Below are 15,980 nucleotides of genomic sequence, written 5' to 3' on the forward strand. Positions count from 1 at the left end.
GCGGGCCGTGATCGTTGACGATGGGAGTACCACCTGACCACAACCGAAGGATCAAGAGCTCGTGAGCAAGGTCCCCCCGATCATCCTGAACAACGGCGTCGAGATGCCCCAGCTGGGCTTCGGCGTCTGGCAGGTGCCGGACGACGAGGCCGAGACGGCGGTCGCGACGGCGCTGGAGGCCGGCTACCGCAGCATCGACACCGCGGCGATCTACGGCAACGAGGAAGGCACCGGCAGGGCCATCGCGCGCTCCGGCGTCGCCCGCGAGGACCTCTTCGTCACCACCAAGCTCTGGAACAGCGACCAGGGGTACGAGTCCACCCTGCGGGCCTTCGACACCTCCCTGTCGAAGCTCGGCCTGGACTACGTCGACCTGTACCTCATCCACTGGCCCACGCCGAAGCGCGACCTGTACGTCGAGACGTACAAGGCGTTCGAGAAGCTGTACGCGGACGGCCGGGTCCGGGCCGTCGGCGTGTCGAACTTCCTGCCCGAGCACCTGGAGCGGCTGACCGGCGAGACGTCGGTCGTGCCGGCGGTCAACCAGATCGAGCTGCACCCGCACCTGCAGCAGCACGAGGCGCGTGAGTACCACGCGGAGCGGGGCATCGCGACCGAGGCGTGGTCGCCGCTGGGTTCCGGCAAGGGCATCCTGGAGATCCCGGCGATCGTGGCGATCGCGCAGAAGCACGACCGCACCCCGGCGCAGGTCGTGCTGCGCTGGCACCTCCAGCTCGGCAACGTCGTCATCCCGAAGTCGGTGACGCCGTCCCGGATCGCGGAGAACATCGACGTCTTCGGGTTCACCCTGGACGCCGAGGACCTCGCGGCGATCAGCGCGCTGAACGAGGACCGGCGGCTGGGCTCGCACCCCGCGGAGTTCAACGCCGGCTGACCCGGTGCGCGTCGCGTGACGGCCTCCCCGGCGGCGGGGAGGCCGTCACGCGTTTCCGGGCGCGGGCGGCCGGTACGGCCGGGGGCGTCGTCCCGCCCGCGGTCCGGGAGGGGAGGAACGCCACGCCGAGCGCTACACGGGCCGCACCGCCGAGTGGACCGTGTGGGCCGCGAGCACGAACACGTCCGGGCGCTGGTGCACGCCCGCCGGGTCGGCCGGGTCGAGGAGGCGGTCCAGGGTGGCGCGGTCGTCGGCGTCCAGGTCCTCGGCGACGACCTCGCGGGTGCGGGTGAGGGCGGCGACGACATAGGCGCGGGCGCGGTCCGTGGCCGGGGCGGGCAGGTCGAGGAGGAAGGTGCGCGACCGGGTGTGGTGCAGTCCGGCCGAGGTGAGCAGGGCCGGCCAGTCCTCGACGTGCGCCACCGAGCCGGGCAGCTCGGCGCGCATCCGGCTGAAGCGCTCCTCCTCCGCCGCGTCGATGCGCGCCTGGAGTCCGGGCCGGCCGAAGCCGATGTCGCGGGGCAGGAACCGGGCGGGCAGGCCGCCCTCCATCACCGCGAGGGTGCCGCCGGGCGCGAGCCGCTCGGCGCACGCGGCGAGCGCGGCCCGCTGGTCGCCCAGGTGGTGCACGCTGCGGCTGGCCCACAGCAGGTCGGCCGGGTAGTCCAGTTCACCGAGCACCTCGGGGAGCTCACCGGCGAGGGTGCCGAAGCGGTCGGCGACGCCCTGGCGGACGGCCCGGGCGCGGGCCCGCTCCAGCAGCGGTTGGGAGGAGTCGACGGCCACGACCCGGGCGCCCGGGAAGGTCTCGGCGAACAGGGAGGAGATGACGCCGGGACCGCTGCCCGCGTCCACGATCAGGCCCGGCTCGGTGACCTCCTTCGCCAGCCAGGTCAGGGCCCGCTCGTACAGCGGGGTGAACAGTTCCGCCTGTGCTTCGAGCAGGGGAGCCAGCTCGGCCCAGTCGATGTCGCCGTGGTCGTGGCCGTGCCGCTGCTCGTGCTCGTGGTGGTGCGCCATGGTGGTCAGCCTCTCCGCTCGGACGCCGTCAGGGTGCGACGGCACACCGGGTGGGAGCAAACGAAGTTGCCGCTCCCGCAAGCCCGGCCCGGGGGCGAGGGTGTGCGCGTTCCGCCGGGACCGGGGGCCGGCCCCGGCGGAACGCCGGTCAGCCCGTCACGACAGCGGCGGGTAGGCGTTCTTCATCAGCTCCTGGAACTGGGCGGAGAACCAGTGCCCGGAGATCGGGGCATTGCCCAGCGCACCCGACATGTTGTTGTCGTTGCGCGGGTTGCCGGTGTACGTAGGGTCGCACATCCGGTCGAAGCCCTTGCCCTCGTCGTTGTCGATGGGCTCGCTCGCACCGTCGGACTCACCCGGGGGCTTCATCCAGACGTACGCGTCGATTCCGGACTCCGGGGCGGCCTGCGGCCGCTCACCGAGGCCGGCTCCGGACTGGTTGCACCAGTTGCCGGTGTTGAAGCGGCGGTCGTAGCGGCCGCCGTCGACGTAGGTGTCCACGCTGGTCGTGGCGCCGGGTCCGGTGGGCCGGTTCGCCCCGCCCCAGCCGTTGCGGGAGGTGTCGATCAGCATGCCGATCTTCGAGTCGAAGCCGAGCGAGACCAGCTTCTCGCGCAGGGCCTTCGCGTACGACAGCTCGTCGACGTAGCGGTTCCAGCTGACCCACTTCGACTCGCGCACCGACTTGCCCGCCACGGTGTCGCCGATGGAGAAGTGGTCCTCCTTCAGCGCGCTGTAGTTGGCCGTGTTGGCGATGAAGCCGTGCACGTCGGCGACGGTCGCGCCCTCGGCGGTCGCGGCCTGCTTGAACATCTCGGCGGAGGCGCCGAAGTTGTCGTCCCAGCCGAGCCAGCCGTGGTGTCCGGCGTCCACGTAGTTGTAGACGTTGGGCGCGTCGCCCAGCTTGTTCAGGGCGTAGCCGACGCCCTTCACGTAGTTGCCGTTGGCCTTCATGGTGTCGCAGTTGGGGGTGGCCGTGGCGCGCGGGGAGACGTTGGTGACCAGGTTGGGCAGGGAGTCGATCTCGACCGTGGTGACGATCCGCAGCGAGGCGTACTTCGGGTCGGCGAGGATGGCCGCGATCGGGTCGATGTACTCGGTCTTGTAGCGGTCGATCTCCGTCGGGCCGAGCTCGCCGTTGGAGGCGAGGGCGGCGCAGTCGCGGCCGGGCAGGTTGTAGATGACGAGCTGGACGACGAGTTCGCCCGAGCCCTTCTGCGTCAGCGCCTCGTCGAGGTGGTCGCGCAGGCCCATGCCGCCGTTCACCCCGTTGATGGCGGCGGTACGGTCGAGCCAGACACCGGTGGGCTGGTTGGCGATGCGGCTGCCGCCCGGCTCGGCGGCGGCCTTCGCGGACCACTCGGGGTTCACGTACACCTTGGCGCCGCTGTAGGGGTTGTCCACCCGGGTGCCCGGGGCGGGCGGGTCCGTCGGGTCGGGCGGGTCGGTCGGGCCGCCGGAGTCGACGTTGCAGGTCACGCCGTCGAGGGTGAACGTGGCGGGGACGGCGTTGGTGCCGCTGTAGCTGCCCTGGAAGCCGAAAGTGGCCGAACTCCCGGTCGCCAGGGTGCCGTTGTAGGACTCGTTGGCCGCGGTGACGTTCGCGCCGGACTGGGTGACCTTGGCGTTCCAGCCGCTGGTGACCTTCTGGTTCCCGGCATAGGTCCACTTCAGCGCCCACGACGACTTGGCGGCGCTGTTGTTGGTGACCGTCACGGAGGCGGTGAAGCCGGTGCCCCACTGGTTCTGCACCTTGTAGTCCACGGTGCAGGGAACTGCGGCCGCGCCGGTGTCGCCGGGGACGACGGCGAACGCCGTCCCGGAGGCGCCGGCGACCAGCGCCATGGCGGCGAGGAGCGCGGTTCTGGTGCGACTCATGAGTGCGGGTTTCCTTATCCGTAGGGGGCTGTCCTTCATCGGCGCGCGACGCGGTCGCACGCCTGGTGCCTTACGGGGTGGGAGTGCCGTGGCGACCCGGTTGGGGCGGGTCTCGGTGCGGGCCCGGAAGCGTCCGGGCAGCACGCGACGGCGCGGGATCCCACGGGAGGGCGCAGACCCCGCGTCAGGTGATCCACTGGTACGCGGGGATGGCTAAAAGTACTGAACGCGGGGGGTGGCGCATGAGCGACTCCTTGCAGATCGGACGCGTCGTGACGGACGCGCCGGCTGATGGAACCGCTCCCACTGGTGCTCTTGAAGCTAGCGCCAAGTGACGGCGAAGAACAGAGGAGTTACCGACTTTCCCTCAGGTCGGGGCGTCGAATCTTTTCGACTCAGCACAAGCCTTGACCGCTCCGTACCCCGTCCTCACTATGGGAGCGCTCCCACTGGTTCAAGGCTTGACATCACCGAGTCGCAGGAGGAACCAGCACATGCATCCCCCACCCAGGAGACGCGGCGGCGTCCGGCGGCTGTTGACGGCCGCCGCGGCCGCTCTGGCGCTTCCGCTGACGATGCTCTCGTCGGGCTCGACCCCAGCTCAGGCGGCGGCCGTCCAGTGCAGCGTCGACTACCGCACCAATGACTGGGGCTCCGGCTTCACCGCGGAGCTGACCCTCACCAACCGCGGTGCGGAGGCCGTGGACGGCTGGACCCTGACGTACGACTACGCCGGTAACCAGAGGCTCGTGAACGGCTGGAACGGCGGCTGGTCGCAGTCCGGGAAGACCGTGACCGTGAAGAACGCCGGGCACAACGCCCGGATCGCCGCCGGCGCCGCCGTCACGACCGGCGCCCAGTTCTCCTACAGCGGCAGCAACGCCGCTCCCACGTCCTTCGCGATCAACGGCACCACCTGCACCGGCGCCCACCAGCCGCCGATCACCGTGCTGACCAGCCCCCAGGCCGGCGCCGTCTACACCCAGGGCGAGACGGTCCCGCTCGCGGCCACCGCTGCGGCGGCCGACGACGCCACGATCACCAAGGTGGAGTTCTACGACGACACCGAGCTGCTGGGCACGGACAGCAGCGCGCCCTTCACGCTCTCCGTCGCCGGTTTGACCGTGGGCAGTCATTCACTGGTGGCCAAGGCGTACGACAGCATGAACGCCTCCGCGAGCTCCACGCCGGTCGGCATCACGGTGGCCTCGGGTCCCGCCGTGGTGGCCACGCCGTCCCAACTCGGCGTCCGGCAGGGCGAGTCGGGCACGTTCGAGGTGAAGCTGTCCAAGCAGCCGAGCGCGAACGTGACCGTCACGACGGCCCGCGCGAGCGGCAACTCGGGGCTGTCGGTCTCGGCCGGCGGCTCGCTCACCTTCACCCCGTCGAACTGGAGCACCGCCCAGAAGGTGACGATCGCCGCCGGAGCCTCCGGCACCGGAACGGCCGTCTTCGAGTCCTCGGCGCCGGGCCACGCCAAGGCGGCGGTCACCGTGACGCAGCTGGGGGCGACGAAGGCGTACGACGCCCGCTTCCTGGACCTGTACGGGAAGATCACCAACCCGGCGAACGGCTACTTCTCCCCCGAGGGCATCCCGTACCACTCGGTCGAGACGCTGATCGTCGAGGCGCCGGACCACGGTCACGAGACCACCTCGGAGGCGTACAGCTACCTGCTGTGGCTCCAGGCGATGTACGGCAAGGTCACCGGTGACTGGTCGAAGTTCAACGGGGCCTGGGACATCATGGAGAAGTTCATGATCCCGACCCACGCCGACCAGCCGACCAACTCCTTCTACAACGCCTCCAAGCCCGCGACGTACGCGCCCGAGCACGACACCCCCAACGAGTACCCCTCCGCGCTCGACTCGGGTGTCTCGGTCGGCCCCGACCCGATCGCCGGCGAGCTGAAGTCCGCCTACGGCACGGACGACGTCTACGGCATGCACTGGATCCAGGACGTCGACAACGTCTACGGCTACGGCAACTCGCCCGGCAAGTGCGAGGCGGGCCCGTCGGACACCGGGCCGTCGTACATCAACACCTTCCAGCGCGGCCCGCAGGAGTCGGTGTGGGAGACCGTCCCGCAGCCCACCTGCGACGCCTTCAAGTACGGCGGGAAGAACGGCTACCTGGACCTGTTCACCAAGGACGCGTCCTACGCCAAGCAGTGGAAGTTCACCAACGCCCCGGACGCCGACGCGCGCGCCGTGCAGGCCGCCTACTGGGCGGACAAGTGGGCCAAGGAGCAGGGCAAGGGCTCCGACGTCTCCGCGACCGTCACCAAGGCCGCGAAGATGGGCGACTACCTGCGCTACGCCATGTTCGACAAGTACTTCAAGAAGATCGGCAACTGCACCAGCCCGTCCTGCCCGGCCGGCACCGGCAAGGACGCCTCGCACTACCTGCTGTCCTGGTACTACGCCTGGGGCGGTGCCACCGACACCTCGGCGGGCTGGGCCTGGCGCATCGGCTCCAGCCACGCCCACGGCGGCTACCAGAACCCCCTCGCCGCGTACGCGCTGAGCGAGTACGCGCCGCTGAAGCCGAAGTCGGCGACCGGCGCGGGCGACTGGGCCAAGTCGATGCAGCGGCAGCTGGAGTTCTACCGCTGGCTGCAGTCCGACGAGGGCGGCATCGCCGGCGGCGCGACCAACAGCTGGGCCGGCCGCTACACGACCCCGCCGTCCGGCACGCCGACCTTCTACGGCATGCACTACGACGAGAAGCCGGTCTACCACGACCCGCCGTCCAACCAGTGGTTCGGCTTCCAGGCGTGGTCGATGGAGCGGGTCGCCGAGCTGTACCAGCAGACCGGCAACGCGCTCGCCAAGCAGGTCCTCGACAAGTGGGTCGACTGGGCGCTGTCGGAGACCACCGTCAACCCCGACGGCTCCTTCCGGATCCCGTCGACGCTGCAGTGGTCGGGCAAGCCGGACACCTGGAACGCCTCGTCGCCCGGCGCCAACAGCGGGCTGCACGTCACCGTCGCCGACTACACCAACGACGTCGGTGTGGCCGCGGCCTACGCCAAGACGCTGACGTACTACGCCGACCGCTCCGGTGACACCGAGGCGGCGGCCACGGCGAAGGCGCTGCTCGACGGCATGTGGGAGAACAACCAGGACGCGCTCGGCATCGCCGTCCCGGAGACCCGCGCCGACTACAACCGCTTCGACGACCCGGTGTACGTGCCGGGCGGCTGGAGCGGCACCATGCCGAACGGCGACGCGATCAACTCCTCGTCGACCTTCGAGTCGATCCGGTCCTTCTACCAGGACGACCCGGCCTGGTCGAAGATCGAGAGCTATCTCGCGGGCGGCGCCGCGCCGACGTTCACGTACCACCGGTTCTGGGCCCAGGCCGACATCGCCCTGGCCATGGGCTCGTACGCGGAGCTTCTCGAATAGCCCCCGCCGACGCTCCGCGTACCGGCCCCGGCACCTGACGCCGGGGCCACCCGCGGCCGGGCGGCCTCCCCCGGGCCCGCCGTCCCTCTCCCGTCCGCCTCAGGGCGGGAGCGGGGCGGCGGGACCCCCACACGGGAGGCCGCCCGGCCCTCGCACGCTCCCCACTCCCCCTCCCCCACGAGGAAGGAACACACCGTGCGAAGAACCCGTGTCCTCACGGCCGTGCTCGCGCTGGCGGCCGGTCTGCTGGCGGGCGGCCCGCCCGCCCTGGCCGCCGGCGCCCCGGAACCGGCCGGGACCCTGGCCGCCGACACCTACACCTGGAAGAACGCGCGCATCGACGGCGGCGGCTTCGTGCCCGGCATCGTCTTCAACCGCACCGAGAAGGACCTCGCCTACGCCCGCACCGACATCGGCGGCGCCTACCGCTGGCAGGAGGCGACGAAGACCTGGACCCCGCTCCTCGACTCGGTGGGCTGGGACGACTGGGGGCACACCGGGGTGGTGAGCCTCGCCTCCGACTCCGTCGACCCCGACCGGGTGTACGCGGCGGTCGGCACGTACACCAACGACTGGGACCCGAAGAACGGCGCGGTGCTGCGTTCCACGGACCGCGGCGCGACCTGGCGGAAGGCCGCGCTGCCCTTCAAGCTGGGCGGCAACATGCCGGGGCGGGGCATGGGCGAGCGCCTGGCCGTCGACCCGCACCGCAACAGCGTGCTCTACCTGGGCGCGCCCAGCGGCAAGGGCCTGTGGCGGTCGACCGACTCGGGGGCGAGCTGGTCGCAGGTGGCGAACTTCCCCAACGTCGGGAACTACGCGCAGGACCCGGGCGACACCACCGGCTACGCGTCCGACAACCAGGGCATCGTCTGGGTCACCTTCGACGAGTCGACGGGCACGCCGGGCAGCGCGACCAAGACGGTCTACGTCGGGGTCGCCGACAAGGAGAACGCGGTCTACCGGTCGACGGACGCGGGCGCCACCTGGCAGCGGCTGGCCGGGCAGCCGACGGGACACCTGGCCCACAAGGGCGTCCTGGACGCCGAGAACGGTCACCTGTACCTCGCCTACAGCGACACCGGCGGCCCCTACGACGGCGGCAAGGGCCGCCTGTACCGGTACGCGACGGCGACCGGCACCTGGACCGACATCAGCCCGGTCGCGGAGGCCGACACCTACTACGGCTTCAGCGGGCTGACCGTGGACCGGCAGAACCCGGGCACGGTGATGGCGACGGCCTACAGCTCCTGGTGGCCGGACACCCAGATCTTCCGCTCCACGGACAGCGGCGCGACCTGGTCCAAGGCGTGGGACTACACGTCCTACCCGAACCGGGAGAACCGCTACACCATGGACGTGTCGTCGGTGCCGTGGCTGACCTGGGGCGCCAACCCCTCCCCGCCCGAACAGACCCCCAAGCTGGGGTGGATGACCGAGGCGCTGGAGATCGACCCCTTCGACTCCGACCGCATGATGTACGGCACCGGGGCGACGATCTACGGCAGCGAGAACCTCACGAACTGGGACACGGGCGCGAAGTTCACCGTCACGCCCATGGTGCGGGGCCTGGAGGAGACGGCCGTCAACGACCTCGTCTCCCCGCCGTCGGGCGCGCCGCTGATCAGCGCGCTCGGGGACGTCGGCGGCTTCCGGCACACGGACCTGACCAAGGTGCCGCCGATGATGTTCACCCAGCCGAACTTCACCTCCACGACCAGCCTGGACTTCGCGGAGTCGAACCCCGACACCGTGGTCCGCTCCGGCAACCTGGACTCCGGTCCGCACATCGCCTTCTCCACGGACAACGGCGCCAACTGGTTCGCGGGCACGGACCCCTCGGGGGTCAGCGGCGGCGGGACGGTCGCGGCGGCGGCCGACGGCAGCCGCTTCGTCTGGAGCCCGCAGGGCGCCGGCGTGCACCACACGACCGGCTTCGGCACGTCCTGGGCGGCGTCGAGCGGCATCCCGGCGGGGGCGGTCGTCGAGTCCGACCGGGTGGACCCGAAGACGTTCTACGGCTTCAAGTCCGGGAAGTTCTACGTCAGTACGGACGGCGGCGCGACCTTCACCGCCTCCTCGGCGACCGGCCTGCCCGGCGGTGACAGCGTGCGTTTCAAGGCGCTGCCCGGCGCGAAGGGCGACGTCTGGCTGGCGGGCGGGGCGAGCGACGGGGCGTACGGCCTGTGGCACTCCACGGATGCCGGGGCGACGTTCACGAAACTGGCGAACGTCGACGAGGCCGACGCCGTCGGCTTCGGCAAGGCGGCGCCCGGTGCCTCGTACCAGACCCTGTTCACCAGCGCGAAGATCGACGGCGTACGGGGCATCTTCCGCTCCACGGACAGGGGCGCGAGCTGGACCCGGGTCAACGACGACGCCCACCAGTGGGGCTGGACCGGCGCGGCCATCACCGGTGACCCGCGGGTGTACGGCCGTGTCTACGTGGCGACCAACGGCCGCGGTGTCGTCTACGGCGACACCTCCGACACCGGGGGCGGCACGGGCCCCGGCCCGGACCCGGAGCCCACGGGCGCCTGCGCGGTGACGTACAAGGTCACCAACCAGTGGTCCGACGGCTTCCAGGCGGACGTCCGGCTGACCAACACGGGGTCGGCCGCCTGGAACGGCTGGTCGCTGGCCTGGTCCTTCACGGACGGCCAGAGGATCTCCCAACTCTGGAACGCCTCCCACACCCAGTCCGGCGCGACGGTGACGGCCCGCAACACCGACTGGAACGGCACGGTGGCGGCGGGCTCCTCGGTCGCCTTCGGCTTCACGGCGGCCAAGTCGGCGGCCAACACCGCGCCCACGGCCTTCCGCCTGGGTGAGAAGGCCTGCACGGTAAGTTGACGCCAGCGCACTCCGGCCCGCCCGTACCGGGTACGGGCGGGCCGGAGTGGTGAGACCCCTGGGAAGGACACGACCATCATCGGCTTTCTGAGACCCGCCCTCGCCGTCGCGGTCCTGGCGTCGGTCACCGCCTGCGGAACGTCGCCCGAGCCGGACACCCCGGCGGCCCTGGCGACCGGTGCCGACGGCGCGCAGACACGCCCCGCGGCGGACGCGACACCGGTCACCGCCACCGTGCCCGACGTCATCGGCGGCAACGCGGGGCGCGCGGCCGAGCAGCTGGGTTCCGGACTCGACCTGGTCTTCGAGGACACGAGCGGGCGGGGCCGCCCGGTGGTCGACCCCGCCGAGTGGAGGATCTGCGGCTCCCGGCCGGGACCCGACGAGCGGATCACCGCGTACCCGGTGGTCTTCGAAGTGGTGAAGGTCTCGGAGAACTGCCCGTAGGCCGGGTCCGCTCAGGGCGTGAAGACCGCCGGCCTCGGGGGTGTCGGCATGTCGGCGCCGATGAAAAAGCCGGTGTGCGGGGGCTGGTTGTAGGCCGTGTTCTGCCAGGCCAGGGACGTGCGGTACAGGGTGTCGTGCAGGAGCGTGGTGATCCTGCGGTCGGTGTCGTGGGGGGTGGAGTAGATGCGCAGGGCCGTGTTGTCGCTGGTGCGCCAGACGACCTCCTCGCGCCAGTCGCCCAGGATGTCACCGGACAGCACCGGGGTGGCCTTGGTGCCGTTGTTGGAGGCCACGCCGGAGCCGGTCAGCAGACGGGTGTCGGCGGAGGTGCCGTACTTGTCGATGCGGGTGCCGTCGAGGAGTTCGCGGACCGGGTCGCCGTCCCACCAGGACACGAAGTTGGCGGAGGACGGCTTGCGGCCCTTGGTGCCGCCGCCCTCGTCACGGACGGAACCGTCGGAGGAGGACCACATCTCGGGGCCGGAGTTGCCCGACCAGATGTCCGCCGCGACCCCGCGCCCGTTGTCGCAGCAGGCGGCGAGCTTCCAGCGGACCGCGCCGTTCGCGGGGTTGAGGTACAGCGCGGCGGGCTGGCCGGTGGACTCGGAGACCTTGTAGTACTCCAGGCCCGCGGTCGACGCGTCGAGGTCGCCGAGGTGCTGGGCGTCGCCGTGGCCGGTCTTCGCCGTCCACAGGCCGTTGCCGTTGTCGTCGACGGCCATCGAGCCGTAGACGATCTCGTCCCGCCCGTCGTTGTCGACGTCCCCGACGGAGAGGCTGTGGGAGCCCTGGCCGTCGTAGCCCTTGCCGCTGTTGGTGGAGGAGTTGGTGTCGAAGGTCCAGCGGCGGGTGAAGGCGCCGTTCCGCCAGTCCCAGGCCGCGATGACCGTGCGGGTGTAGTAGCCGCGCGCCATGATCAGGGAGGGGCGGGCGCCGTCCAGGTAGGCGGTGCCGGCTAGGAAGCGGTCCACGCGGTTGCCGTAGGAGTCGCCCCAGGAGGAGACGGTGCCGCGGGCCGGGACGTAGTCGACGGTGCCCATGGCCCTGCCGGTGCGGCCGTGGAACATGGTCAGGTACTCGGGACCGGAGAGGACGTACCCGCCGGAGTTGCGGTGGTCGGCGGAGGAACTGCCGATGACCGCGCCGGTGCCGTCCCTGGTGCCGTCGGCGGTCTTCATGGCGACCTCGGCCTCGCCGTCGCCGTCGTAGTCGTACACCTGGAACTGCGTGTAGTGGGCGCCGGAGCGGATGTTGCGGCCCAGGTCGACGCGCCACAGCCGGGTGCCGTCGAGCTTGACGCCGTCGACGATCGTGTTGCCGGTGTACCCGGACTGGGAGTTGTCCTTGGCGTTGGTGGGCTGCCACTTCAGGACGATGTCGAGGGCGCCGTCGCCGTCGAGGTCGCCGACGGAGGCGTCGTTGGCCTCGTAGGTGTAGGAGACGCCGTCGGGGGTGGTGCCGCCGGACGGCGGGGACAGGGGGACGTCCTTGTAGCCGGTGCGGAACTGGATCGCGTGCACGGAGTCGCCCTGTTCCACGCCGTTCACCACCGCGCGGACGGTGTAGTCGGCGTGGCTGGGCGCACCGGAGTGGAAGAACGTGGTGGAGCCGGTGACCGGGCCGGAGTTGACCTTGGTGCCGGCCCGGTACACGTTGAAGGCGACGTTGTCGGGGTCGGTGCCCAGCCAGCGCCAGCTGACCAGGTTGCCGGTGCCGGTGTGGACGCTGACCACGCCCCGGTCGAGGGCCTCGACCTGGCGGGCGGTGGCGGCCTCGGCGGACGACGGCGACAGCGCGGTCAGGCCGGCGCCGGCCAGCGCCGCCACGGCGAGCGCCGCGGGCAGCAGGACACGGCGTCTGCCGTGCCGGTGCGGGTGCTTCACGGGGGCCTCCTGGGAGGACGGAAGTGTTCCGCCTCTCAGTCGCCGCCATCGCCCGCCGGGTTGCCGTGCTCCGGCTTCCGGTACGCGCGGAGGCTGAACACCGGGTCGGGGCGGGGCCGGTCCTGGTCGGGGAGTGCGGCCAGCAGGGCGGCGAAGCGCTCCGCGAGCGGGCCGCCGGGCGGCAGGGTGACGAACCAGCCGCGCCGCAGGTCCTCGATGGTGCGACGGGGGCTGCGGCCCTGTCCCTCGAAGCGGGCCCGCCCGGCGGGGACCAGGCCGTGTGCGGCGGCCGCGGCGTCGACCGTCCCGGGGGCGTCCGGCACCGGGCTGGGCGGGCGGGCCGCGAGGATCGCGTCGATGTCGCTGCCGACGTTGTGGGAGGCGCCCTTGTGGACGGTGGTGACGTAGACCCCGCCGGGCCGCAGCACGCGGGCGCACTCGCCGATCACCGCCCGTACCTCCTCGGGGCCGGGCAGGAGGTGCAGCAGCCACACGCTGACCACCGCGTCGAACCGGGCCCCGGCGAAGGGCAGCCGACGGCTGTCGGCGCGGACCACGGCGCCCGGCAGACGGGCGGCGGCCATCCGGGTCATCGACGCGGCGAGGTCGACGCCCGTCACGCGCAGACCGGCGCGGGCGGCGGCGAACCGCCGGGTCACGATGCCGGTGCCGCAGGCCACGTCCAGCAGGTCCCGCGCCCGTTCCGGCACCAGGTCCAGCACGGCGTCCGCCGCCGCCCGGGCCCGCGGTTCACCGCCGCGTGAGGTGTCGTAGCGCTCCGCTTCTTCCTCGTAGTCCAGCACGGACCTCAGTGTGCACCGTGGCCGGGTGCCAGGGCCTCCACCTTTCGCGCCAGCTCGAAGTCCTTCTCGGTGACCGCGCCGCCCGCGCTGTGGGTGTTCACGGACAGCGAGACGGTGTGGTATCCGAGGGTGAGGTCGGAGTGGTGGTCGAGCTCCTCCTGCACCTGGGCGATGTGGACGACCATCGCCGCCGCCGCGACGTGCGAGCCGAGCCGGTAGGAGCGGGTGAGGCGGTCCCCGTCGAGCGACCAGCCCGGCAGCTCGGCCAGCCGGTCCTCGATCTCCTTGGGCGACAGCGGTTCGACGGGCATGGGCTGCGCTCCTTCGCCGGTTCGGTCTCTGCTCGGGATCCGCTCCCAGGCTGCCACAGACGCGGGCCGCGGTCCCGTCGGCCGGCGCCCCGCTCCCCGGTCCGGCCGCCCCTCGACTACGGTCCTGGCATGACCACTGCACCGTCCGGTACCGCGTCCACCGCCGACGGCGTCGGCCCGCTGCTGCGGGCCTGGCGGGAGCAGCGGCGGGTCAGCCAGCTGGAGCTGGCCCTGCGCGCCGACTCCTCCGCCCGGCACATCAGCTTCGTCGAGACCGGCCGCTCCCGGCCCAGCGAGGAGATGGTGCTGCGGCTGGCCGAGCACCTGGACGTCCCCGTGCGGGAGCGCAACGCGCTGCTGCTGGCGGCCGGTTACGCTCCCCGGTTCCCGCACACCCCGCTGGACGATCCCGCGCTGGAGCCGCTGCGGGAGGGCATCGAGCGGCTGATCGGCGGCTTCGAGCCGTATCCGGCGCTGGTGGTGGACGCCATGTACGACGTCGTGGCGGCCAACCGGGGAGTGATGGCGCTCTTCGAGGGGGTGCCGGAGTCCCTGCTGGAGCCGCCGCTGAACGCGGTGCGGCTCACCCTGCACCCGCGGGGTCTGGCACCGCGGATCGTGAACCTGCGGGAGTGGCGCGGTCATCTGCTGGAGCAGATGGAACGGCACATCGCGCTGCGCCGCTCCGAGCCGCTGCGGGCGCTGTACGAGGAGGTCGCGGCGTATCCGGTGCCGGACACCGGGGAGTCCGTGGCGGAACCGGGCGCGCCGGTGGCGTACTTCGCGCTGCCCATGGTGATCGAGCACGAGGGGCGCAGGCTGTCCTTCGTCTCGTCGATCTCCACCTTCAACACGCCGCTGGACGTGACCGTCGCCGAGCTGGCCGTGGAGACGCTGCTCCCGGCGGACCCGGCGACGGCCAAGTACCTTCAGTCCTGGCTGAGCTGACGCTGTCTCAGGGCCAGGTGCTGGAGCAGGGCGAAGCCGGCGACGGAGAGCGCCTGGAGGACCGTCCACACCGCGCCCGCCGTGGTCGGTGTCAGCCACAGCGCGAGGGCGGCCAGACTCACCGTCGTCCAGGCGAGGTTGGCCTCGACGACGATCCGCACGCCGGTGGCCGGCGGGTGCGGGCGGGCGGCCAGCAGGCCGACGCCGGCCGCGTAGACCGCGAGGAACGCGCCGACCCCGAGCAGCAGCCCGGAGCCGGTGCCGAGGAACCGGCCGAGCGGACCGGACAGGGCGAGGTAGGCGAGTGCGTTGGCGCCGGTCACCACGGCGTCGAGGGCCAGGAAGCGGCGCAGCATCCGCTGCGGCTGCACGGTCCGGGCGAGTGCGGCGAGCTGGATCGCGGACATGGTGGATCACCTTCCGTCGGGACGGTCCGTGGCGGTTGCTGGGCCGGGTCCCGGGCCGGAGTGCGCCGGCCCGGGACCCGGTGCGTCCACGATCCCGCGGGGACGGGACCCGGTCGATTACCCCCGGGGTCATGGGGGGGGGAGGGAGCGGCGGGACGGGGGCGGTTTCCTGCGGCTCGTGAGAGTGTCGGTGGAACATGACAGACTGAGCGCATGCCCGGGCGCGTTGGGGAGGCGTGGCGTGAGTGAGCGGCGGGCCGCACCCACCGTGGGCCAGGTGGTTCTGGGAAGGCGGCTGCAGGAGCTTCGGGAGGCCGCGGGCCTCGCGCGGGAGGAGGCTGCCCGGATCCTGCGGGTGGCACCCGCGACCGTGCGGCGGATGGAGACCGCCGAGGTCGCGCTGAAGATCCCGTACGTGCAGCTGCTGCTGTCCGCGTACGGGGTGCCCGAGAGCGAGGCCGAGGCGTTCGTGGGTCTCGCGGAGGAGGCGAACCGGCCGGGCTGGTGGCAGCGGTACCACGACGTGCTGCCGGACTGGTTCAGCCTGTACGTGAGCCTGGAGGGCGCCGCCCGGATCATCCGCTCCTACGAGCCGCACTTCGTGCCGGGGCTGCTGCAGACCGAGGAGTACGCGCGGGCCGTCCTGGAGGCCGGGACGGTCGGGAACATCGGGTCCGAGGCGGTCGAGCGGCACGTGGCGCTGCGCATGGAGCGCCAGCGCCTGCTGGAGCGCCCCGATCCGCCGCACCTGTGGGTGCTGATGGAGGAGACCGTGCTGCGGCGTCCGGTGAGCCTCGACGGGCGGGTGATGCGCGACCAGCTGGACAAGCTGCTGGAGTGGTCCTCGCGGGACCGGATCACGCTGCAGATCGCCGAGTTCGCGGACGGTCCGCACCCGGGGACGTACGCGCCGTTCTCGCTGTTCCGGTTCGCCGAGCCGGAGCTGCCCGACATGGTGTTCACCGAGTACCTGACGGGTGCCCTGTACCTGGACTCCCGCAAGGAGGTCTCGGCGCACCTGGAGGTCCTGGACCACATGACGGCGCGGGCGGCCTCGGCGCAGCGCACGGAGAAGCTGCTGCGGGAGTTCCGCGAGCACTACTGACCGGCGGACGGCGCCGCCGT

General features: G+C 71.8%; 12 protein-coding genes. 6 read left to right on the forward strand and 6 right to left on the reverse strand.

What is annotated here, in order from left to right; genetic code table 11:
• Nucleotides 1-103: 103 nt before the first annotated feature.
• Nucleotides 104-895 (forward strand): aldo/keto reductase, encoded by a 792-nt coding sequence (locus tag FHX78_RS04785; RefSeq protein WP_145871647.1) that lies wholly within the window; start codon nucleotides 104-106, stop codon nucleotides 893-895.
• Between the two features lie 132 nt (nucleotides 896-1,027).
• On the opposite strand, the gene FHX78_RS04790 is transcribed toward FHX78_RS04785, so the two are convergent.
• Both FHX78_RS04790 and FHX78_RS04795 read right to left on the reverse strand, forming a co-directional pair.
• Nucleotides 1,028-1,915 carry a class I SAM-dependent methyltransferase gene (locus FHX78_RS04790; RefSeq protein WP_145866215.1) on the reverse strand — a complete coding sequence of 296 codons (888 nt, stop codon included), beginning with the start codon at nucleotides 1,913-1,915 and terminating at the stop codon, nucleotides 1,028-1,030.
• Nucleotides 1,916-2,071: 156 nt separating this feature from the next.
• Nucleotides 2,072-3,793 carry a glycoside hydrolase family 6 protein gene (locus tag FHX78_RS04795; protein WP_145866216.1) on the reverse strand — a complete coding sequence of 574 codons (1,722 nt, stop codon included), beginning with the start codon at nucleotides 3,791-3,793 and terminating at the stop codon, nucleotides 2,072-2,074.
• 494 nt (nucleotides 3,794-4,287) lie between these two features.
• Between FHX78_RS04795 and FHX78_RS04800 the strand changes: the two genes are divergently transcribed.
• The 3 genes from FHX78_RS04800 (at nucleotide 4,288) to FHX78_RS04810 (ending at nucleotide 10,503) form a co-directional block, all read left to right on the forward strand.
• A complete protein-coding gene (locus tag FHX78_RS04800; RefSeq protein ID WP_145866217.1) occupies nucleotides 4,288-7,203 on the forward strand; it encodes a glycoside hydrolase family 48 protein in 2,916 nt (971 codons plus the stop codon).
• Between the two features lie 195 nt (nucleotides 7,204-7,398).
• Entirely contained in the window at nucleotides 7,399-10,056 is a 2,658-nt protein-coding gene (locus tag FHX78_RS04805; protein WP_145866218.1) for a cellulose binding domain-containing protein, read from the forward strand.
• 234 nt (nucleotides 10,057-10,290) lie between these two features.
• On the forward strand, nucleotides 10,291-10,503 hold the full coding sequence (locus FHX78_RS04810; RefSeq protein WP_145866219.1) for a hypothetical protein: 213 nt from the start codon (nucleotides 10,291-10,293) through the stop codon (nucleotides 10,501-10,503).
• 11 nt (nucleotides 10,504-10,514) lie between these two features.
• Here FHX78_RS04810 and FHX78_RS04815 read toward each other — a convergent pair whose 3' ends face one another.
• The 3 genes from FHX78_RS04815 to FHX78_RS04825 are packed head-to-tail and all read right to left on the reverse strand — an operon-like array spanning nucleotide 10,515 to nucleotide 13,500.
• Nucleotides 10,515-12,386: a rhamnogalacturonan lyase gene (locus tag FHX78_RS04815; protein ID WP_145866220.1), complete on the reverse strand. Its 1,872-nt coding sequence runs from the start codon at nucleotides 12,384-12,386 to the stop codon at nucleotides 10,515-10,517.
• Between the two features lie 35 nt (nucleotides 12,387-12,421).
• Nucleotides 12,422-13,189, reverse strand: coding sequence for a class I SAM-dependent methyltransferase (locus FHX78_RS04820; RefSeq protein WP_145866221.1), 768 nt, complete (start codon nucleotides 13,187-13,189; stop codon nucleotides 12,422-12,424).
• 5 nt (nucleotides 13,190-13,194) lie between these two features.
• Nucleotides 13,195-13,500 carry a 4a-hydroxytetrahydrobiopterin dehydratase gene (locus tag FHX78_RS04825; protein ID WP_145866222.1) on the reverse strand — a complete coding sequence of 102 codons (306 nt, stop codon included), beginning with the start codon at nucleotides 13,498-13,500 and terminating at the stop codon, nucleotides 13,195-13,197.
• A 129-nt stretch (nucleotides 13,501-13,629) separates the two neighbouring features.
• Between FHX78_RS04825 and FHX78_RS04830 the strand changes: the two genes are divergently transcribed.
• Nucleotides 13,630-14,448 carry a helix-turn-helix domain-containing protein gene (locus FHX78_RS04830; protein WP_145866223.1) on the forward strand — a complete coding sequence of 273 codons (819 nt, stop codon included), beginning with the start codon at nucleotides 13,630-13,632 and terminating at the stop codon, nucleotides 14,446-14,448.
• On the opposite strand, the gene FHX78_RS04835 is transcribed toward FHX78_RS04830, so the two are convergent.
• A complete protein-coding gene (locus FHX78_RS04835; RefSeq protein WP_145866224.1) occupies nucleotides 14,430-14,855 on the reverse strand; it encodes a hypothetical protein in 426 nt (141 codons plus the stop codon). The two genes, FHX78_RS04830 and FHX78_RS04835, sit on opposite strands and share 19 nt — an antisense overlap.
• Nucleotides 14,856-15,096: 241 nt before the next feature.
• Between FHX78_RS04835 and FHX78_RS04840 the strand changes: the two genes are divergently transcribed.
• Complete coding sequence (locus tag FHX78_RS04840; protein ID WP_145866225.1) at nucleotides 15,097-15,960, forward strand: helix-turn-helix domain-containing protein; 864 nt, start codon at nucleotides 15,097-15,099, stop codon at nucleotides 15,958-15,960.
• Nucleotides 15,961-15,980 lie beyond the last annotated feature (20 nt).

The organism is Streptomyces capillispiralis, assembly GCF_007829875.1.
In the GTDB taxonomy this organism is placed as follows: domain Bacteria; phylum Actinomycetota; class Actinomycetes; order Streptomycetales; family Streptomycetaceae; genus Streptomyces; species Streptomyces capillispiralis.